At 74.3% G+C, this 19,345-nt stretch carries 21 protein-coding genes; 12 read left to right on the top strand and 9 right to left on the bottom strand.

Features of this window, described 5'->3' with window-relative positions; genetic code table 11:
• Window positions 1-39: 39 nt before the first annotated feature.
• Complete coding sequence (locus tag ACZ6AQ_RS19065) at window positions 40-471, top strand: ASCH domain-containing protein (RefSeq protein ID WP_468760817.1); 432 nt, start codon at window positions 40-42, stop codon at window positions 469-471.
• A gap of 268 nt (window positions 472-739) precedes the next feature.
• Here ACZ6AQ_RS19065 and ACZ6AQ_RS19060 read toward each other — a convergent pair whose 3' ends face one another.
• A complete protein-coding gene (locus ACZ6AQ_RS19060; RefSeq protein WP_468760816.1) occupies window positions 740-2,395 on the bottom strand; it encodes an FAD-binding dehydrogenase in 1,656 nt (551 codons plus the stop codon).
• Window positions 2,396-2,549: 154 nt separating this feature from the next.
• On the opposite strand from ACZ6AQ_RS19060, the gene ACZ6AQ_RS19055 reads away from it, so the two are divergent.
• The 3 genes from ACZ6AQ_RS19055 (at window position 2,550) to ACZ6AQ_RS19045 (ending at window position 3,901) form a co-directional block, all read left to right on the top strand.
• Entirely contained in the window at window positions 2,550-3,071 is a 522-nt protein-coding gene (locus ACZ6AQ_RS19055) for an NUDIX domain-containing protein (protein WP_468760815.1), read from the top strand.
• Window positions 3,072-3,185: 114 nt separating this feature from the next.
• A complete protein-coding gene (locus ACZ6AQ_RS19050; protein ID WP_388693778.1) occupies window positions 3,186-3,581 on the top strand; it encodes a YidH family protein in 396 nt (131 codons plus the stop codon).
• Entirely contained in the window at window positions 3,578-3,901 is a 324-nt protein-coding gene (locus ACZ6AQ_RS19045; protein ID WP_468760814.1) for a DUF202 domain-containing protein, read from the top strand. The genes ACZ6AQ_RS19050 and ACZ6AQ_RS19045 overlap by 4 nt, the downstream gene beginning before the upstream one ends.
• A gap of 99 nt (window positions 3,902-4,000) precedes the next feature.
• Here the strand turns inward: ACZ6AQ_RS19045 and ACZ6AQ_RS19040 are convergent, their stop codons facing one another.
• A complete protein-coding gene (locus tag ACZ6AQ_RS19040) occupies window positions 4,001-4,930 on the bottom strand; it encodes an NADP-dependent oxidoreductase (RefSeq protein WP_468760813.1) in 930 nt (309 codons plus the stop codon).
• 187 nt (window positions 4,931-5,117) lie between these two features.
• Between ACZ6AQ_RS19040 and ACZ6AQ_RS19035 the strand changes: the two genes are divergently transcribed.
• Window positions 5,118-6,029: an MBL fold metallo-hydrolase gene (locus ACZ6AQ_RS19035; protein ID WP_468760812.1), complete on the top strand. Its 912-nt coding sequence runs from the start codon at window positions 5,118-5,120 to the stop codon at window positions 6,027-6,029.
• 151 nt (window positions 6,030-6,180) lie between these two features.
• Here the strand turns inward: ACZ6AQ_RS19035 and ACZ6AQ_RS19030 are convergent, their stop codons facing one another.
• Window positions 6,181-6,657: a MarR family winged helix-turn-helix transcriptional regulator gene (locus ACZ6AQ_RS19030; protein WP_468761004.1), complete on the bottom strand. Its 477-nt coding sequence runs from the start codon at window positions 6,655-6,657 to the stop codon at window positions 6,181-6,183.
• Window positions 6,658-6,812: 155 nt separating this feature from the next.
• Between ACZ6AQ_RS19030 and ACZ6AQ_RS19025 the strand changes: the two genes are divergently transcribed.
• The 3 genes from ACZ6AQ_RS19025 (at window position 6,813) to ACZ6AQ_RS19015 (ending at window position 11,076) form a co-directional block, all read left to right on the top strand.
• Window positions 6,813-8,315, top strand: a complete 1,503-nt coding sequence (locus tag ACZ6AQ_RS19025; protein WP_468760811.1) for an MFS transporter — start codon at window positions 6,813-6,815, stop codon at window positions 8,313-8,315.
• Window positions 8,316-8,826: 511 nt separating this feature from the next.
• Window positions 8,827-9,855 (top strand): phosphotransferase family protein, encoded by a 1,029-nt coding sequence (locus ACZ6AQ_RS19020; protein WP_468760810.1) that lies wholly within the window; start codon window positions 8,827-8,829, stop codon window positions 9,853-9,855.
• A gap of 6 nt (window positions 9,856-9,861) precedes the next feature.
• Window positions 9,862-11,076 carry an acyl-CoA dehydrogenase family protein gene (locus ACZ6AQ_RS19015; RefSeq protein ID WP_468760809.1) on the top strand — a complete coding sequence of 405 codons (1,215 nt, stop codon included), beginning with the start codon at window positions 9,862-9,864 and terminating at the stop codon, window positions 11,074-11,076.
• Window positions 11,077-11,116: 40 nt separating this feature from the next.
• Here ACZ6AQ_RS19015 and ACZ6AQ_RS19010 read toward each other — a convergent pair whose 3' ends face one another.
• Together ACZ6AQ_RS19010 and ACZ6AQ_RS19005 are read right to left on the bottom strand one after the other, a co-directional pair.
• Window positions 11,117-11,710 carry a TetR/AcrR family transcriptional regulator gene (locus ACZ6AQ_RS19010; protein WP_468760808.1) on the bottom strand — a complete coding sequence of 198 codons (594 nt, stop codon included), beginning with the start codon at window positions 11,708-11,710 and terminating at the stop codon, window positions 11,117-11,119.
• A 133-nt stretch (window positions 11,711-11,843) separates the two neighbouring features.
• The gene (locus ACZ6AQ_RS19005; protein ID WP_468760807.1) at window positions 11,844-12,644 is read right to left on the bottom strand and encodes an SDR family oxidoreductase; all 801 of its coding nucleotides are present in this window, start codon (window positions 12,642-12,644) and stop codon (window positions 11,844-11,846) included.
• A 176-nt stretch (window positions 12,645-12,820) separates the two neighbouring features.
• Between ACZ6AQ_RS19005 and ACZ6AQ_RS19000 the strand changes: the two genes are divergently transcribed.
• The 3 genes from ACZ6AQ_RS19000 to ACZ6AQ_RS18990 all read left to right on the top strand — a co-directional run bounded on the left by ACZ6AQ_RS19000 (window position 12,821) and on the right by ACZ6AQ_RS18990 (window position 16,396).
• The gene (locus tag ACZ6AQ_RS19000; protein WP_468760806.1) at window positions 12,821-14,077 is read left to right on the top strand and encodes an exo-beta-N-acetylmuramidase NamZ family protein; all 1,257 of its coding nucleotides are present in this window, start codon (window positions 12,821-12,823) and stop codon (window positions 14,075-14,077) included.
• Between the two features lie 110 nt (window positions 14,078-14,187).
• On the top strand, window positions 14,188-15,558 hold the full coding sequence (locus tag ACZ6AQ_RS18995) for an erythromycin esterase family protein (protein WP_468760805.1): 1,371 nt from the start codon (window positions 14,188-14,190) through the stop codon (window positions 15,556-15,558).
• Window positions 15,559-15,781: 223 nt separating this feature from the next.
• Window positions 15,782-16,396 (top strand): hypothetical protein, encoded by a 615-nt coding sequence (locus tag ACZ6AQ_RS18990; RefSeq protein ID WP_388693796.1) that lies wholly within the window; start codon window positions 15,782-15,784, stop codon window positions 16,394-16,396.
• Between the two features lie 117 nt (window positions 16,397-16,513).
• Here ACZ6AQ_RS18990 and soxR read toward each other — a convergent pair whose 3' ends face one another.
• Window positions 16,514-16,993: a redox-sensitive transcriptional activator SoxR gene (gene soxR, locus ACZ6AQ_RS18985; RefSeq protein WP_468760804.1), complete on the bottom strand. Its 480-nt coding sequence runs from the start codon at window positions 16,991-16,993 to the stop codon at window positions 16,514-16,516.
• A gap of 203 nt (window positions 16,994-17,196) precedes the next feature.
• Here soxR and ACZ6AQ_RS18980 point away from each other — a divergent pair, with 203 nt between their 5' ends.
• On the top strand, window positions 17,197-17,658 hold the full coding sequence (locus ACZ6AQ_RS18980; protein ID WP_468760803.1) for a MaoC family dehydratase: 462 nt from the start codon (window positions 17,197-17,199) through the stop codon (window positions 17,656-17,658).
• Here the strand turns inward: ACZ6AQ_RS18980 and ACZ6AQ_RS18975 are convergent.
• From ACZ6AQ_RS18975 to ACZ6AQ_RS18965, 3 genes are all read right to left on the bottom strand, one after another.
• Complete coding sequence (locus ACZ6AQ_RS18975; protein WP_468761002.1) at window positions 17,649-18,275, bottom strand: TetR/AcrR family transcriptional regulator; 627 nt, start codon at window positions 18,273-18,275, stop codon at window positions 17,649-17,651. The two genes, ACZ6AQ_RS18980 and ACZ6AQ_RS18975, sit on opposite strands and share 10 nt — an antisense overlap.
• A 98-nt stretch (window positions 18,276-18,373) precedes the next feature.
• Window positions 18,374-18,898, bottom strand: coding sequence for a hypothetical protein (locus tag ACZ6AQ_RS18970; RefSeq protein WP_468760802.1), 525 nt, complete (start codon window positions 18,896-18,898; stop codon window positions 18,374-18,376).
• Between the two features lie 126 nt (window positions 18,899-19,024).
• On the bottom strand, window positions 19,025-19,312 hold the full coding sequence (locus ACZ6AQ_RS18965; protein ID WP_388693802.1) for a YiaA/YiaB family inner membrane protein: 288 nt from the start codon (window positions 19,310-19,312) through the stop codon (window positions 19,025-19,027).
• Window positions 19,313-19,345 lie beyond the last annotated feature (33 nt).

The following is a 19,345-nucleotide window of genomic DNA, read 5'->3' as shown; positions in this document are numbered from 1 at the left end:
GCCGGGTGAGGGCCGGTCATGGCTGACAGACTGTCGGTCATGACCGGCCCTCACGCGCTCAAGCCCTTCCTGCTCGCCTTCCCCGGCCCCCTCCGGGACCGGCTCGTCGCGGCGGTGCTCGCCGGCGAGAAGGTCGCCACGACCGGACTCCTCGTGGAGTGGGAGGCCGAACGGGAGGAGTTGCCCGAGGTGGGCGAGCGCTCGGCCCTCGTCGACTCGGACGGCCGCGAGGTCGCGGTGGTGGAGGTGACGGAGGTCCGGGTCCTGCCGCTCGGCGAGGTCGGCCTCCGGCACGTGTTCGACGAGGGCGAGGGGTACGCCTCGGTGGCGGAGTGGCGGGAGGCGCACGAGCGGTTCTGGCACGGCGAGGAGATGCGGGAGGGGCTCGGGGACCCGGGGTTCACCGTGGACGACTCGACGATGGTGGTGGCGGAGCGGTTCCGGGTGGTGGGACCGGGCCGGGACGCCTGAACGACGGGCCTGGGTGACCTGCCGGGACGCCCGGACGACGGACGGGGGTGACGGGCCGGGGTGACGGGCCGGGACGCCCGGACGACGGACCGGGGTGACGGGCCCGGAGGTCCGGGAACCCGGCCGAAGCCCGGCGATCCGGCCAGAAGCCCCTGGCCCGGGGCCCTGGGCCAAGGGCCAGAGGCCCGCCCGAAGCCCGTCCTGAGCCCGTCGGCCCGGCCGGAGGGGCCGTCGGAGGACCGTCCCCGGCGGCCCCTCCGGCGGAGCCTCAGCCCACCGCCTTCGCCGCCGCGCGGCCCGCCGCACGCCCCGAGAAGACGCAGCCGCCGAGGAAGGTGCCTTCGAGGGAGCGGTAGCCGTGGACGCCCCCGCCGCCGAAACCGGCCGCCTCGCCCGCCGCGTACACGCCCTCCAGGGGCGCGCCGCCCTCCGTCAGGACGCGGGAGTCGAGGTCGGTCTCCAGTCCGCCGAGGGACTTGCGCGTGAGGATGTTGAGGCGCACGGCGATGAGCGGGCCCGCCCCCGGGTCGAGGATGCGGTGCGGGGCCGCCGTGCGGATGAGCCGGTCGCCCAGGTACCTGCGGGCCCCGTGGATCGCCGTGACCTGGAGGTCCTTGGTGAAGGGGTTGACGATCTCGCGGTCGCGGGCGGTGATCTCGCGGCGCAGGGCGGCCTCGTCGATCAGCGGCTCGCCGGTGAGCGCGTTCATGCCCCGGACGAGGGCGGAGAGGTCGTCCTCCACGACGAAGTCGACGCCCTTGTCCATGAAGGCCCGGACGGGGGCCGGCACCTCGGTGCGGGCCCGGTCGATGACGCCGCGGATCGACTTGCCGGTCAGGTCGGGGTTCTGTTCGGAGCCGGAGAGCGCGAACTCCTTGCCGATGATCTTCTTGTCGAGGACGAACCACGTGTGGTCGTGACCGGTCCGCATGATGTGTTCGAGGGTGCCGAGGGTGTCGAAACCGGGGAAGAGCGGCACGGGCAGGCGCTTGCCGGTGGCGTCGAGCCAGAGGGAGGACGGGCCGGGCAGGATGCGGATGCCGTGCCGGGCCCAGACGGGGTTCCAGTTCTCGATGCCCTCGGTGTAGTGCCACATCCGGTCGCGGTTGACGTGGCGGGCGCCCGCCTTCTCCGCGATGCCGAGCATGAGGCCGTCCACGTGCGCGGGGACGCCGGAGAGCAGCTTGGCGGGCGGGGTGCCGAGGCGGGCGGGCCACTGGGCGCGGACCAGGTCGTGGTTGCCGCCGATGCCGCCGGAGGTGACGATCACGGCCTGGGCGCGCAGCTCGAAGGCGCCGGTGACCCCGCGGCCGCTGGCGGTGCCGCGGGGGACCGCGGAGGGCTCCAGGACCTCGCCCGTGACGGTGTCGACGGCCCCGGCGGTGCGGCCGAGGCCGGTGACGCGGTGGCGGAAGCGGAACGTCACGAGGCCCCGGGCCGCCCCTTCGCGGACCTTGCGCGCGAAGGGGGCGACGAGGCCGGGGCCCGTACCCCAGGTGATGTGGAAGCGGGGGACGGAGTTGCCGTGACCGGTGGCGTCGTAGCCGCCGCGCTCGGCCCAGCCGACGACGGGGAAGAAGCGGACCCCGCGCGCGTGGAGCCAGGCGCGCTTCTCGCCGGCGGCGAAGTCGACGTACGCCTCGGCCCACTTCCTCGGCCAGTGGTCCTCGTCCCGGTCGAAACCGGCGGTGCCGTACCAGTCCTGGAGGGCGAGGGCGTGGCTGTCCCTGACGCGCATCCGGCGCTGCTCGGGCGAGTCGACGAGGAAGAGGCCGCCGAAGGACCAGTGGGCCTGGCCGCCGAGGGACTGTTCGGGCTCCTGGTCGAGGAGGATCACGGTGCGGCCGGCGTCGACCAGTTCGGCGGTGGCGACGAGTCCGGCGAGGCCGGCCCCGATCACGATCACATCAGCGTCGTAGGGCATGGACCGCATCTTGGATACACCGGTGTATCGAGTCAACCGTTCGGACGCGTTCCGCGCTCCGGGAGCCTTTCCGCGTCCCGGCGCCGGGCGCGGTCGGCGGGCGGCGGAAGGAGCCGGGAGGCGGCGTACGGAGCGGCTTTGCTTGGATGGCCGCATGAGCGCCTCCGAAGAGATTCTCGATGTCGTGGACGAGCGGGACCGGGTGATCGGGCGGGCCCCCCGGGGGGAGGTGTACGCGCGGGGCCTGATCCACCGCTGTGTCTTCGTCCGGGTCCGGGACGCCGAGGGCAGGATCTTCGTGCACCGCAGGACGCCGGTGAAGCTGGTCTTCCCCTCCCTGTACGACATGTTCGTCGGCGGGGTCGTCGGCGCGGGCGAGTCCTACGACGAGGCCGCGCTGCGCGAGGCCGAGGAGGAGCTGGGGGTGCGCGGACTGCCCCGGCCCGAGCCGGTGCTGCGCTTCCTGTACGACTCCGGGGGCGTCGCCGGGAAGTGGTGGTCCGCGGTGTACGAGGTCCGCTGCGAGCTGCCGGTGGACCCGCAGGCCGAGGAGGTCGCCTGGCACGCCTTCCTGACGGAGGACGAGCTGGCCGCGCGGCTCGGCACGTGGGAGTGGGTGCCGGACGGACTCGCCGCGTACGAGCGCCTGCGGGCGCACGGGGCGGGACGGGGCTGAGGCCGGGGCCGGGCGGGCCGGAGGGTCGGGCGGGCCGGGCGGGCCGGGTCGGAGCGTCGGCGGACGGGCCGGGGGTGCCGCGCCGGGTGATCGTCGCGCCGCTAGGGTGCACGTGTGAGCGATTTCGTGCGGGGTCTGCGGCTCTGGTTCGCGCCGCGGCGGCTCCAGGAGGAGGGGGACACCCCCGACTACCGCTTCTCCCTCGCCAACGAGCGGACCTTCCTCGCCTGGATCCGGACCGCGCTCGCCCTGGTCGGCGGTGGTTTCGCCGTCGACCAGTTCCTGCCGGACCTGCGGTGGGGGGCGCGGGTCGGGCTCGCGCTCGCGCTGCTCGCCGCCGGGGTGCTGTGCGCCCTGCGCGCGGTGAACCACTGGGTGCGCTGCGAGCGGGCCATGCGGCGGGGCGAGGACCTGCCGGTGTCCCGGTTCCCGGCGGTGCTGAGCCTCGTGGTGGCCGTGGTGGCGCTCGCGATGGTGGTGGTCGTCGTCTTCGGCTGGACCGGTCGGTGAGCCCGGCGGCCGGCGAGGCGGCCCGCGACCCCGGGCTCCAGCCGGAGCGGACCCGGCTCGCCTGGCGCCGTACGACGCTCTCCTGCACGGTCGTGGCGGTGCTCGCCGTCAAGCTGACCGTCCAGGGCGGGGCCACGGCCCGGGGGCCGGCCGGACTCGCCCTGTCGGTCCTCGTGTGGGTCGCCTTCCTGGTCGTGGCCCACCGCCGCGTCCGCGCCCTGGGGACGGCCCGGCCGCGCCCGCTCTCCCACCGGGACGCGCTGCTCGCCGCCGCGTGCGTGATCGCGCTGGCCCTCTTCGGGGCGGTGCTGGTCCAGTGACCCGGCGGGGACGCTTCGGTCCCCGACCGGTCCTCCCGCGTCCCCTACGGGGCGGTGCCCCCGGCGGGCCCCTCCCCCCACCGGTCCTCCCCGCCTCCCCTACGGGACGGTGACCACGACCTTGCCGTTCAGGCCGCCCTCGGCGTTGGCGCGCTGGGCGTCGGCCGCCCGCTCCAGGGGGAACGTCTTCGCCACCCGTACGCCGATCGCCCCCTCGTCCGCCAGGCCGGCGAGGGCCTCCAGGTCGGCGGCGTCCGGGCGGACCCAGTAGTAGCGGCCGCCCAGGGCGGTGACCCCGGCGTCCGCGATCGAGGCCAGGCGGCCTCCCGGGGCGAGGAGTTCGGCGGAGCGCTTCAGGTACGGACCGCCGAGGGTGTCGAAGACGGCGTCCAGGCCGTCCGGGGCGAGGGCCCGGACCCGGTCGGCGAAGGTGTCCTCGTCGTAGCGGACGGGCTCGGCGCCCAGCTCCTCGACCCGCTCCAGGCCCCCGTCCCGCGCCGCGCCGAGGACCCGGCAGCCGAGGTGCCGGGCGATCTGCACGGCCATCGAACCGACTCCGCCGGCCGCCGCGTGCACGAGGACGGTGTCGCCGGCGCGTGCCTCCAGGGCCCGGTGGAGCACCTGGTACGCGGTGAGACCGGTGAGCGGGAGGCCCGCCGCCTCCTCGAAGCCGAGGGAGCGCGGCTTGCGGGCGAGGGTGCGGACGGGGGCGGCGACGTACTCGGCGAAGGTGCCGCGGGAGAGGAAGTCCTCGCGGACGTACCCCATGACCTCGTCGCCCTCGGCGAACTCGGTGACGGAGACCCCGGGCCGGACGACGACGCCGGAGACGTCCCAGCCGGGGACCACGGGGAAGACGGCCTCCAGCATGCCGTCGAGGGCACCCTCCTGGCACTTGCGGTCGACGGGGTTGACGGAGGCGGCACGGACCTTGACCAGGACCGCGTCCGGTCCGATCTTCGGCTCCGGCCGCTCGCCGTACTCCAGGACTTCGGGGCCGCCGTAGCGGCTGTAGCTGATCGCCTTCATACCCCGACCCTCGGCGCGGTGCGGAACGGCCGCAACTCGGGGGCCGCGCACGGCGGACGCCGGGACGGCGGCCGGTCCCGGGGGCCGGCGCGCCGACACTCCGGACGGGACGGTTCCGGGTTCCTCCGGACCGGGGCCGACTGGCACTCTTCCCCTGTCCTGTCGGCTCTCATCGGGGGAAATCCTCATGCCCAGCACCGATCCCCACGTGGTCGCGCTCGCACCGAACGTCCACGCCTTCGTCCAGCCCGACGGGGGCTGGTGCCTGAACAACGCCGGTTTCCTCGGCGACGCGGAGGAGTCGCTGCTCGTCGACACCGCCGCCACCGAGCGCCGGGCACTGCTGCTGCGCGAGGCGGTCCTCGCCGAGGGGCTTCCCCTGCCGGGGACCGTCGTCTCCACCCACCACCACGGGGACCACACCTACGGGAACGGGGTGTTCGCCCCCGAGGCCCGGATCGTGGGGCACGAGAACTGCCGCGCCGAGCAGCTCGCGGCCGGCCACCAGCTCCATCTCCTCTGGCCGCGGACCGACTTCGGACGGATCGACATCCTGCCGCCGTCCGTCACGTACACCGACCGGCTGACCCTGCGCGTGGGCGGGGTCGAGGTGCGGGTGATCCACCCGGGCCCCGCGCACACCACGGGCGACTCGATCGTGCACCTCCCGGAGCAGGGGGTGGTCTTCACCGGTGACCTGGTCTTCCACGGCGGGACGCCGTTCCTGCCGATGGGCTCGCTGGCCGGTTCGCTGCGGGCCCTGGAGCTGTTGCGTTCGCTCGACGCGCCGATCGTGGTGCCGGGGCACGGGCAGGTGACCGACCCCTCCGCGTACGACGCCACGGAGCGGTACCTGCTGTGGGTGCGGGAGCTGGCCGCCGAGGGGTACGCGAGGGGCGACTCCCCGCTGGAGACGGCGCGGCGGGCGGACCTCGGCGAGTTCGCCGCGTGGCGGGAGAGCGAGCGCCTGGTGGCGAACCTGCACCGGGCGCACGCGGAACTGGAGGGCCTGCCGGAGGGGCATCCGCTCGACCCGGTGGTGATCTTCGGGGACATGGCGGCGATGAACGGCGGCGTACCGGTGGCCTGCCACGCCTGACCCGTACGGAGGAGGAGCGCGGGGGCCGGGCCGTCACGGTCCGCCTCGTGCCGGCGGGGTTTCCGGCCGACGGCCGGACCGAGGCGTACGGGACGTTCACCGGGGCACCCACGCGCCCGGAGCTGGAGGGGTCCTTCTTCCTCCGAGCCGGTCAGGGAGTTCCTTCGGCAGAGCCGCGAAGGGAACGCGGCGTCACCGCGGCCTGTTCCGCGAGGTGGCTGTCCACGGTGGTGTTCAGGTCGGCCATGAACGCTTCGACCTGTTCCAGGAACCGGGGCGGGTAGTGCGACATCGCGGCGTCGAGGCGGTGGGCGAGCGGGCCGAAGAACTCGTCCGCCCGCTCCTGGATGTGCCCGCCGCTGCGCAGTGTGACGATGCGCCGGTCGGAGTGCTCGCGGGCCCGCGTGATGTGTCCCGCCGATTCGAGGCGGTTCAGCAGCGCGGTGGTGGCACCCGTGGACAGGGAGATCCGCTCGCTCAGCCGCGCCGGTGACAGGGGGGTGCCGCGCTCCTCGGCGGCGGCGATCTCCAGGACCGCGGTCGCGTCCGTGGAGTGCAGGCCCAGCCGGGCGGCGAAGCGCCGGCCGAGTTCGGCGTAGTGGCCGCCGTAGATCCTCAGCGTCTCCATCAACCGCTCGCGCTGCTCCGCGACACCGTCGCGCACTGCTTCCTCCACGCCTCCGCCCTTCTCTCCCGCCGCACGGTCCACGCACCCCGCTTTGACAACCTACCGCCACCAATTTACCTTCATCGTGGAATTACTTTACCGTGGAGGTATCTGGCGTGCGTGACCCTTCCCCCATCCCCGAGGAAACGACCGAGCCCTACCGGTGGCGGTGGCTGATCCTCGCGGTGATGATCGTCGCGGAGATCATGGACCTCCTGGACGCCTCGATCGTCAACGTCGCCGGACCGGACCTGGAGAGATCCCTCGACGCCGGTTCCGCCGGACTGCAGTGGGTGATCGGCGGCTACGCCCTCACCCTGGGCGCCGGGCTGGTGCTCGGCGGCCGTCTCGGCGACCGCTACGGCCGGCGCCGGATGTTCCTGATCGGGCTCGCCGCCTTCACCACGACCTCGCTGCTGTGCGCGATCGCGCCGAACATCGGGTCGCTGATCGCCTTCCGTCTGCTGCAGGGCACCGCCGGAGCGATGCTGCTGCCCCAGGGCCTGGGCCTGCTGCGGGAGAACTTCTCCGGCCCCGAGCTCACCAAGGTCTTCGCGATCTTCGGCCCCGTCCTCGGCCTGGGCGGCATCATCGGCCCGGTCCTGGGCGGCTTCCTCATCGAGGGCGACTTCTTCGGCCTGGGCTGGCGCTCGGTCTTCCTGATCAACCTGCCCATCGGCATCGCGGCACTGGTCGTCGCCGCGAGGTTCGTGCCCAAGAAGGCGGGCGACCGCACCGTACGGGTCGACATGACCGGCGCCGCCCTGGTCGTGGCGTCCTGCGCCCTGCTGGTGCTGCCGTTGAACCAGGGCCAGGAGAACGGCTGGCCGCTGTGGACATGGCTGTCCATGGCCGCCTCGGTGACCGGTTTCGCCCTCTTCGCCCTCCAGCAGCGCGGCACGGCCGCCACGGGCCGCGAGCCGCTGGTGACCCCCGGCCTGCTGCGCAAGCCGGCCTTCACCGTCGGCCTCGGCGGCATCGCCCTGTTCTTCGGCGGGCTCATCGGCACCCAGCTCGTCCTGACCCTGTTCCTCCAGATCGGCCAGCACTTCACCGCCGGTGACGCGGGCCTCGGCAACCTGCCCCTCGCGGTGGGAACCGCGATCGGCGGCGCCATCAGCGGCGCGTTCCTCGCCGACAAGATCGGCCGCAAGGTGCTCCAGATCGGACCGCTGGTCCAACTGGCCGGCGCGGCCGTGCTGTGGTTCGAGCTCGACGGCCTCGACTCCGCCTCGTTCTCGATCCGGGACATCGTCCCGGGCACGACGGTGGCGGGCATCGGCGCCGGCATGGTGATCGCCGCCCTGTTCAGCTTCGTCCTGGCCGCGGTCGACGACGACGAGATCGGATCCGCCTCCGGCGTCCTGTCGGCGGTCCAGGCGGTCGGCGGCTCCATCGGCGTCGCGGTCTTCGGCTCGGTGTTCTTCGCCCGGGCCAAGACCGGCGACTTCACCGGCGGCTTCCACCACGCGCTGATCGTCCAGGCGTGCCTGCTGGCGGCCTTCCTCGCGATCACCTTCCTGCTGCCCGAGAAGGGCCGCCCCGAAGAAGAGCAGCACGGCATCACCCCCGGGACGGCCGCCGACGACTCCGGCACCCGGCAGCACCTCACCCTCTGAGCCCCGGCCGGGGACGGTGCGCGCGGCCCCGGCCGGCCCGAACGGGCCGCGCACCGGGGCCGCCGCCCGACGCGAGGGAGGACGGGGAAGCCGAGAGGGAGCGTCATGACGCACCGGAACGCGCTGATCGCGGGAGCCGGCATCGCCGGTCCGGCCCTGGCCCACCGGCCCGGACGGCGCGGAGCGCAGGCCGTCCCCGTCGAGCGGGCTCCCGCCCCGCGGGAGGGCGGGCGGACCGTGGACCCGCTCGGTGCCGGACGGGGCGTCGCCCGCGAGAGGGGCCCGGAAGGCGTCGGGCAGGCCCGCGGCGACGTCGCCGTCCTCCAGACCTGCGACGTCCCCTCGGCCCGGCCCGGACGCCGCGGCGTCCGGCTCGCGCCCACGATCGTTCCCGCCGGGACCTCCTGCACGCCCGCCACTCGCACCCGTGCGCGGAGGACCACCCCCTGGACGACATACCGACTGGTCGGTCATCATGAACGCCGACCGCAGCCGATCCGGAGGTACGCCCATGAGTTCCGCCCCGCCGCCAGGTCTCGACCCCGAGCGGCTGCGCCGCTTCCTCGACCGCGAGCGGCCCGGCCTGCTGGCCGGCCCCCTCGAAGCCCGGCTGATCGAGGGCGGCCGGTCGAACCTGACGTACGCGGTGACCGACGGCACCGCCACCGGCCGCTGGGTCGTCCGCAGGCCCCCGCTCGGCCACGTCCTGGCCACCGCCCACGACATGCGGCGCGAGCACCGCGTCATCAGCGCCCTGCACACGACGGACGTGCCCGTGCCCGGGACGGTCCTGCTCTGCGAGGACGAGTCGGTGCTCGGCGCGCCGTTCTACGTCATGGAGTTCGTGGAGGGCACCCCGTACCGCTCGGCCCGCGAACTCGCCCCGCTCGGCCCCGAGCGCACCCGCGCCGCCGTCCTCGGCCTGGTCGACACCCTGGTCGACCTGCACGCCGTGGACCCCGGGGCGGTCGGGCTCGGTGACTTCGGGCGCCCCGACGGCTTCCTCGACCGGCAGCTGCGGCGCTGGGGCAAGCAGCTCGACGCCTCGCGCGGCCGGGAGCTGCCCGGGATCGACGAGCTGCACGCCGCTCTCGGCCGCGCGCTGCCCGCCTCTCCCCCGCCCACGGTGGTCCACGGCGACTACCGGCTCGACAACGTCCTCGTCGGTCCCGACGACCGGATCCGGGCCGTCCTCGACTGGGAGATGTCCACCCTCGGCGACCCCCTCACCGACCTCGGCCTCCTCGTCATGTACAGCACCCCGCTGGACCTGCCGGACTCCCCCGTCTCCACGACCGCCACGGCCGCCGGCCACCCGGGCACCGCCGAACTGGTCGAGCGCTACGCGGCCCGCTCGGGCCGCGACACCTCCGCCCTGGCCTGGTACACGGCCTTCGCCTGGTTCAAGCTCGCCGTGATCCTGGAGGGCATCCACTACCGCTACACCCTCGGCCAAACGGTCGGCGCCGGCTTCGACCGCATCGGCGGCCTGGTCCCCGTCTTCATCGAGCACGGCCTGACCACCCTCCAGGAAGGCTGATCCCCCATGGACTTCGCGTACGACGCCCGCACCGAGGAACTGCGGGCGAAGCTGCTCGCCTTCATGGACGAGCACGTCCACCCGGCCGAACGGACCGCCCACGAGCAGCGGGAGCGGCTCGCCTCCCCGTGGGACGAACCGCCGGTGGTGGCCGAGCTGAAGGCCGAGGCCAAGCGGCAGGGCCTGTGGAACCTCTTCCTCCCCGATGCCGAGTACGGGGCGGGCCTGACCAACCTCCAGTACGCGCCGCTCGCCGAGATCACCGGCCGCAGCCCGCAACTGGCCCCGACCGCCCTCAACTGCGCCGCCCCGGACACCGGGAACATGGAGCTGCTCGCCCAGTTCGGCGACGAGGCGCAGAAGAAGCAGTGGCTGGAGCCGCTCCTGGCGGGCGAGATCCGCTCGGCGTTCGCGATGACCGAGCCGGAGGTCGCCTCCTCCGACGCCACCAACATCGAGACCCGGATCCGGCGGGACGGCGACGCGTACGTGGTCGACGGGCGCAAGTGGTACATCTCGGGGGCGATGCACCCCGACTGCAAGGTCTTCATCGTCATGGGCAAGACCGACCCCGACGGCACCGACCTCCGCCGCCAGCAGTCGATGATCCTGGTGCCGCGCGACACCCCGGGCGTCCAGGTGCGGCGCGCGATGAAGGTGTACGGGTACGAGGACCACTACCACGGCGGCCACGCCGAGGTGGTCTTCGACGACGTCCGGGTCCCGGCGGCGAACCTCGTCGGCGAGGAGGGCGGCGGCTTCGCCATCGCCCAGGCCCGGCTCGGCCCCGGCCGCATCCACCACTGCATGCGGCTGATCGGCATGGCGGAGCGGGCGGTGGAGCTGATGTGCCGGCGCGCGGTCTCCCGCACCGCCTTCGGCAAGGCGCTGGCCCAGCAGGGCGTCGTGCAGAACTGGATCGCGGACGCCCGGGTGACCGTCGAGCAGCTGCGGCTGCTGGTCCTCAAGACGGCCTGGCTCATGGACACCGTCGGCAACCGGGGGGCGCACACCGAGATCCAGGCCATCAAGATCGCGACTCCGCGCGCGGTCGTGGACATCCTCGACAAGGCCGTGCAGGCACACGGGGCGGGCGGGGTGTCACAGGACTTCCCGCTGGCCGAGCTGTGGGCGGCGGCGCGGACGCTGCGGCTCGCGGACGGGCCGGACGAGGTCCACCAGCGGTCCCTCGCACGCCGGGAGCTGAAGAAGTACCTCTAGACCGCCGGGACCGGCCGCGCCCCCCTCGACGGGGGCGCGGTCAGGGGCGCAGGGCCCGGAGGAGGAGGTCGGCGAGGTGGTCCGCGACCTGCTCGGGGGTGAGCGGACCGTCCGGGCGGTACCAGGTGGACAGGTGGTGCACGGAGCCGAAGTGGTAGTCGACCACGAGGTCGGCGGGGGTCTCGGAGGAGAACACGCCCGTCCGCTGGCCCTCTTCGACCAGGGCCCGGAACCGCTCGTGGTAGCGGCGCCGCTCGGCCCGCACCCGCTTGTTCTTCTCCGGGCTGAGGTGGTGCATGGAGCGGAAGAAGATCGCCGCGTCATCCAGGTTCTCGATGGTGGTCACGACGACGTCGGCGGCGGCGGCGCGCAGCCGTTCCTCCACGGGCGCGTCGGCGCCGGCGAAGGCGTCGAGCCGTTCCTGCTGGAGGCGCAGGACGCGGGCGTAGACCTCCTGGAGGAGGTCCTCCTTGGAACCGAAGTAGTGGTAGAGGGCGCCCTTGGTGACCCCGGCGGCCTCCACGATCTCCTGGACGGAGGTGCGGTCGTAGCCCCGCTCCGCGAAGAGCCGGGTGGCGGCGGCGAGGAGCCTCTGGGGGACGGGGGCTCCGCTCCCGTCCGTCGTCCTGGCCATGCTCCGCCGCCTTCCCTCGCGCTCGTCCTGATGCGTGCTCGTGCCGGTGCGTGCCCGTACCGGCACGCGCGGTCGTCCTCCGTGCCGGGAACGCCGTCTCCGCCCCAGATCTTCCCATCCGCCGGGGCCCGGCCTAACGGGCGCCCGTCTCCCAGGTGCGCTGGACGTGGTTCATGGTGGCGAGCCAGCGCTCGGGGTCGGTGGCCCGGTTGCGGTGGTAACCGGCGACCTCGGGGTGGGGCAGGACCAGGAAGCGGCCGTCCCCGACGGCGTCCATGAGGGCGTCCGCGACGGCCTCGGGCTCGATGGCCGTGGGGGCGAGGACCAGCTCGCCCGCGCTCCCGGCGGCGGTGAGCATGTCCGTGCGGACGCCCTGCGGGCAGATGGCGTGGACGGCGAGGCCGCGGTGCCGGTAGGTGAGCGAGAGCCATTCGGCGAAGGCGTACGCGCCGTGCTTGGAGACGCTGTACGGCGCCGCGCCGATCATGGTGAGCAGTCCGGCGGCCGAGACGGTGGAGACGAAGCGGCCGCTGCCGCGCTCCAGCCACTCCGGGAGCAGGGCGCGGGCCGCGCGGACGTGGGCCATGACGTTGACGTCCCAGGCCGCGGCCCAGACGTCCTCGTCGGCGAAGGCGTCCCCGGGCGAGGCGAGGCCGGCGTTGGCGCACCACACGTCGAGGGCGCCGGCGCCGCCCAGGGCTTCACGGGCCTCCTCCACGACGGCGGAGGCGTCGCCGGGGACGGCGACGCCTCCGATCTCCCGGGCGACGGCGCGGGCGCGGTCGGCGTCGAGGTCGTTGACGACGACCCGGGCGCCTTCGGCGGCGAAGCGGCGGGCGAGGGCGGCGCCGATGCCGCCGCCCGCTCCGGTGACGACGACCCCGGCGCCGCGAAGGACGCCCGTACCCGTTCCCGTGCTCGTGTCCGCGCTCATGGGTGGCCCACCTCTCCAGGACTTTCCGGGACGACGACCCGCGCAGACTAACCGGTCGGTATGTACGGGGGGAAGAGCGGATCCGCACGCCTCGTTCCCGGATGCCGCCGGGACCGCTAGCGTGCGTGCCCGTGTCACGCGCCCCGGCCGGGGCCGGCGATCGAGGAGGTTCGCGCATGGGTCTGTCGCGTCGGAGTCTGCTGGCCGCCGGGGGCGCCCTCGGGGCGACGGCCGCCACCGCGCACCCCGCCCGGGCCGTGCCCCCGGACCGGGGGGCCGGGCACCGCCGGGTGCGGACCGGCTTCGAACGGCTCGCGGCGGACGGGTACGCCCTCCTGTCCGGCCAACGGGTCGGGGTCGTCACCAACCCGACCGGCGTGACCGCCGACGCGCGCCACCTGGTGGACGTGATGCACGCCGACGAGCGGGTGGACCTGGTCGCCGTCTTCGGCCCCGAGCACGGCTTCCGGGGCACCGCCCAGGCGGGCGGTTCGGAGGGCCGGTACGACGACCCGGCGACGGGGCTGCCCGTGTACGACACGTACCTGAAGAGCGGCCGGCCGCTGGCCGACGTCTTCACCGCCTCCGGGGTGGACACGGTCGTCTTCGACATCCAGGACGTGGGGGCGCGCTTCTACACCTACATCTGGACGCTGTACGACTGCATGCAGGCCGCCGCCCTCGCCGGGAAGCGGTTCGTGGTCCTGGACCGGCCGAACCCGGTGACCGGCCGCGCGGCCCTCGGTCCCGTCCTGGACCGGGCGTTCGCCACCTTCGTGGGACGCGAGCCGGTCGCGCAGGCGCACGGCATGACGGTGGCGGAGCTGGCCCTGCTCTTCAACGGCGAGTTCCTGGACGAGCCCGTCGCCCTGGAGACCGTGCGGATGACGGGGTGGCGGCGGACGGACTTCTTCGACGCCACCGGGCTGCCCTGGGTCCCGCCCAGCCCGAACATGCCCACGCCGGAGACCGCGCTCGTCTACTCCGGCACCTGCCTCTTCGAGGGCACGAACCTCTCCGAGGGCCGGGGCACCACCCGTCCCTTCGAACTCCTCGGCGCCGAGGGGGTGGACCACCGGTGGGCGGAGGCGGCGAACGCGCTCGGCCTGCCCGGGGTCCGCTTCCGCGAGGCGTACTTCGCGCCGGTCTTCTCCAAGTTCCAGGGAAGGACCGTGGGCGGGGTGCAGCTGCACGTCCACGACCGGGACGCCTTCGATCCGGTACGGACGGGGATCGGCCTCCTGGTCACCGCCCGCCGCACCTGGTCCGGCTTCGCCTGGCGGCCGGACCACTGGATCGACCGGCTGACCGGTTCGGCCCGGGTGCGGACCCTGATCGACGCGGGCGCGGACACGGCCGAGGTCGTGGGGGCGTGGCAGGCGGACCTGGACGCCTTCCGGGCGGTGCGGCGGGGGTACCTGCTGTACCGCTGAGGGGCGTTCGGGAAGGGTGCTGTCCCCCGTGTCGCGCGGGGGGCGGACGGAACGTCAGGAGGGGGGCGGGCGGGATGTCCCGGCGGCGTCGCGCCGACCAGGCTGGTCCCATGCACTCCACCACGCTCCCGAAGTCCTCGGTACGGCGCCGCCTGTCCGTCGCCGGCCTGCTGCTCGCCGTCTGTCTGGGCGGTCTCGTCCCGGCGCGGGCCGGTGCCACCGCCCTCCCCGCCGGCGCCGCCTCGGCCGTCACCGACCCGGCGCGCGAACTCTCCCGCTCCGCACGCCCCCTGGAGGATCTGCGCCCGCTCGACAGGATGATCGGCTCCGCCAAGGTCGTCGGCGTGGGCGAGGCCACCCACAGCTCGGCGGAGTTCTTCACGGCCAAGCACCGGATCTTCGAACACCTGGTGGAGCGGAAGGGGTTCACCACCTTCGCCCTGGAGGCCAACTGGTCCACCGGACTCCTCGTCGACGAATGGGTGCGCACCGGTCGCGGCGACATCGAGGCGATCATGCGGGACGAGTTCCAGGAGTCGTACCGCCTCTGGAACACCGAGGAGTACCTCGACCTCTTCCGCTGGATGCGGCGCCACAACCAGACCCACCCCGGCCACCAGGTCCGCTTCATGGGCAACGACCTCGGTTATGCGGGCCCGAACCTGTTCGACGCCGTCACCTCCTACGTCTCCCGCACCCGTCCGGCGCTCCTCCCCCGGTTCCGGGAGCTGTACCGGGAGTCCCGGCCCACGGGCGGCGCCGGGGCCTGGATGAAGGGGTACATGGAGCGGCCGCTCGCCGAGCGGCGGCGGATGGCCGACGACGCGGACCGGGCGCTCGCCCTCCTGGAGCGGCAGCGGCCCGTCGGGGGCGCCGGGGCGCGGGAGGCGCACGCCTGGGCCGTGCAGCACGCGCGCGCGATCGCCCAGGTCGGCACCGAGTACGCGCACGACTTCGCGACGCCGGAGGGGGTCGCGGCGGCGATGCTCCACCGCGACCGGACCATGGCCGAGAACACCGTGTGGTGGCAGCGGAGGACCGGGGACCGGATGCTGCTCTCCGCGCACAACGGGCACGTGGGGTACGTGACGCTCGCCCCGGAGCACTACCCGCGCCTCCAGGGGGCCTTCCTGCGGGACGCGCTCGGCCGGGACTACGTGAGCGTGGGCGCCTCCTTCGGGCAGGGGTCCTTCAACGCGCACGACACCGGGACACCGGGCGAGCCGCTGCGGGTCTTCACGGTCGGCCCGCTCGGGCCCGACAGCGGCGCCCACACCCTGGACCGGGTCGCGTCCGCCCCGTTCTACCTGGACCTCCGCCACACGACCCCGGCGGCGCGCGACTGGCTCGGGACGTCCCGGCCGTACCGGAACGTCGGGACCGCGTACCCCTGGCCGGGCGACACCGTGCCCGGCCGGCTCTCCGCCTCGTACGACCTCCTGATCCACTTCCCCCGGATCTCGGCGGCGCGGCTGCGCTGAGGTCCCCCGGCGCGTCCGTGCGGCCGCCGCCAGGAGCCGGTCCCGGGCGCGGTGCCGGCGTCCGGGACCGGACGGCAGCCCCGCGGGGCGCGCGGTTCCGCCGCGCCCCGGGAACCCCTCCGGCCCCGGCGGCGGGCCGCCCTCCGGATGCCGATGGAACGCGGAGGGCCTCCCGTTCGTCCCTCTGATACCGCGGAAGGACCAGCGACGGAGGTGGCGGGAGATGGCCGGTTTCCGGAGTCTCGCGAGACAGGTGCGCGATCCGGGGTGCGACACGGCGCTGCGCAGGTACTCCCTGCGCAAGTGCCTGGAACGGTTCGCCCCGTACGGGCACCGGGCGACCTGGGACCACCTGTGCCGCAGACACAGGTTCGGGCCCGAGGACCGGGAGCTCGACCCGGAGCGGCTGGTGGCGGCGCTCGACGAGCTGGAGGAGGCGCGGGCCGTGTGGCTCGCGTACGAGGAGGGGTTCGCCGCCCGGCGGCGGCGCGAGAAGCACGAGGGGCTGCGCCGGCCCGGCGCGCTCGACGACTGGCACCGGCGGGTCTGGGGCGGCAACGGCGTGGTCCGGTGCGGCGACCCCGGGGTGCACCCGTCGGACCCGCTGCCGGAGGTGCTGCGGCGGCTGGTCACGGCCCTGGAGCGCGGACCGGGCGAGGCGTGCCCGGTGTGCGCGGGGCCCCGGATCGAGTGGCCCGGGCCGGGCGACGGGTACGACCCCCGGTACGGCCCCGTGTGCGGGGACTGCGGCGTGGGCGTCCCGCGCGCGGTGCTCACGCCGGGGGCGCTGGCCCGGGCCCGGGACGGCCGGCACCGGCCGATGGCGTCGGCGGCGTAGGACGGGGAGCGGGCGGGCGGCCGGGGTCCGGGAGGCCCCGGCACGGCCCGCGCGCGCCCGGCGGGGGCACGGCGCGAGCGCCCGGCGAGAGGGTCCGGCGCGGCCCGCCGCCGTGTCCTACGCCCCGTCCTCCGGGGCCGGGCGGCGCACCGGGAGGAGGCGGGAGCCCGCCATCCGCTCGCCGAAGGCGTCGTCCGGGTTGGACAGGACGCAGGTCTCCAGGGAGAGGCAGCCGCAGCCGATGCAGTCCGTCAGGTGGTCGCGGAGCCGGCCCAGTTGCCTGATGCGCTCGTCGAGTTCGGCGCGCCAGGCCGCCGAGAGCCGGGCCCAGTCCTCGTGGGTGGGCGTGCGCTCCTCCGGGAGCCGGGCAAGCGCCTCCCTGATGGTGGCGAGGGGGATGCCGACCCGTTGCGCGGCGCGGACGAAGGCGACCCGACGCAGGGCGTCGCGGCTGTAGCGGCGCTGGTTGCCGCTGGTGCGGCGGCTGCTGATGAGCCCCTTGGCCTCGTAGAAGTGCAGGGCGGAGACGGCGGCTCCGCTGCGGGCGGAGAGCTGGCCGACGGTGAGTTCGTGGATCTTCTCTGGGATCTGCGGCACTCCGCGACCCTACGGGACCCTTCCCGGCGTCCGGTCGGGTGCCCGCTCCGGCCTCCGTCCCGGCGTCCGCCCGGTGTCCGGACGGGCGTTGACAGCGTGCCGCCCTCGCCACAATGCTGAGCAAGCGCTTGGACAGCGCGACCGGAACACCCGGGACCGCAGGGCCGGGAGGCCGGGAGAGCGTGACGAGAGGGAGCAGGGACATGGCCGAGCCGAGGATCTTCACCTCCGCCGAGGAGCTGCGCGCCGGGGTCGGCGAGCGGCTGGGGTACAGCGACTGGCTGGAGGTCGACCAGAAGCGGATCGACCTCTTCGCCGAGGCCACCGGGGACCACCAGTGGATCCACGTCGACCCGGAGCGCGCCGCCGCCGGACCGTTCGGCACGACCATCGCGCACGGCTATCTGACCCTGTCGCTGCTCCCGGTGCTCGTCCCGCAGGTCCTGGTGGTCGAGAACGTGCGGATGGGCGTCAACTACGGCACCGGGAAGGTGCGCTTCCCCGCCCCCGTACCGGTCGGCTCGCGGCTGCGCGCCACGGCCGTCCTGACGGAGGTCGAGGAGGTCGCCGGCGGGGTACAGGTGACGGCGGCGGTGACCGTCGAGCGCGAGGGCTCCGGGAAGCCGGTCTGCGTCGCCGAGTCGATCTCCCGCTACTACTTCTGAGCGCCGACCATCCTGAGCACGAGGTCGGCGTAGAGCGCGCCGACCTCGTCGGGCGTGCGGCGGCCCTGGGTGGTGAACCAGCGCGAGACGTCGATGCAGAGGGACAGCACGGCGATCGTGGTGCCGGACACGTCGGGGACGTCGAACTCCCCCGCCGCGACCCCCTCCTCGATGATCCCGCGCACGGCCGCGTCGGACCGCCGACGCAGCTCCACGATCTCGGCGCGGTGCCCGGGGCCGAGGGCGTCGAGTTCGTACTGCACGACGCGGGCGGTGGTGTGGCGCTCGGCGTGCCAGCGGACGAAGGAGCGCACGGCGGCGGCGAGGCGCTCGGCGGCGGTGCCCTCGCCGTCGGCGGCGGCCCGGAGGATCTCCAGGGCCCTGTCGTGACCGATCCGGCTGATCCGGTGGAGCAGCTCTTCCTTGGTCTTGTAGTGGATGTAGAGCGCGGCCGGGCTCATCCCCGCACGGCCGGCGATGTCCCGGGTGGTGGTGGCGTGGTAGCCGCGCTCGGCGAACGCCTCGACGGCGGCCACGAGCAGTCGCCGGGCCGCCTCGGGCGTGACCTCGCCCCAGGGCACGTCCTCGCCGCCGGGCGTCTCCTCCGCCGCGCTCATTCCGTACTCCCTCTCGGTCCCCGTCAGGACGAACACCATACAACGAGGGTGAGCAAGCGCTTAGATTCGCCCGGGGCCTCCGGCGGGGCGCGGCGGTGTCACTCCTCCGGGGACACGCCCAGGTCCTGGCGCATCGTGGTCCTCATGGCCCGGAGCAGGTCCCAGATCTCCGCCTGGCCCCGGGCCGCGTCCACCATCGTCTCGCCGGGTCCGGGTTCTCCCCGTTCGAGGCGCCTGATCCGGCCGTAGACCTCGTTCAGGGCCCTGTTGACCTCGCTCGTCCGCGCCAGCACGGCGTCGGGCGCGATCATCTGCGCTTCGGAGTGGCTGTCGCGGTGAGCCCTCTTCGCCTCCTCCAGCGCCTCCCTGTCGGCCTCCTCCGCGTCCCGCTCCCGCATGACGTGCAGGTGCCTGCCGAGCGCCGTGGTGAACCGGCGCGCGTCGCGGTTGAGGCCCACGTAGCACGTGCGCCGCAGGAGCAGGTTCTCCCGGACCTCTTCCTGCTCCCGGAGCAGGGCGATCTCCCGGCGTCTCGCCCGTCCGGCGATCCGCTGGGTGAGGACCGCGCCTCCCAGCGTCCCCGCCACGCCCGTCACCGCGATGACCACGGAACCGAGATCCACGCCGCCCCCCTCGAACCGTCCACACCCCGCCCCGTCCACCGCCTCCTACCCACGGCCGGCCGGCCTTCAAGCGCCGGTGCGCGGAGCGGGGCGGGGCCGGGAGCGGGACGGGGAGCGGGAACGGGCTCAGAGCTTCTGGAAGGGGTCGTGCTCGGCGAGGAGCTTCTCCAGGCGGGCCTGGTCGACGCGGCTGACGATCTGGCCCGCCTCCTGGCGGTCGCGGACGACCTTGGCGAGGGTGAAGGCCGAGGTCGTGAGGTAGAGGACCGAGACGGCGAGGAAGGCCCGCACCCAGGCGCTGGCGTCGAGCTGGTAGACGCCGACGGCCACGGCCGCGATCGCGACCCCGAAGGAGATGACGGCCTGCGTGTAGTAGGCGGCGGTGTTCTGCTGCTTGACCTGTGTGTCGCTCATACCGGTCAGGATCGGGCGGACGCGGGACCCACC

The organism is Streptomyces sp. NPDC041191, assembly GCF_055591945.1.
The sequence above is the reverse complement of the archived record's forward strand: the minus strand, read 5'-3'. Positions and strand labels throughout refer to the sequence as shown.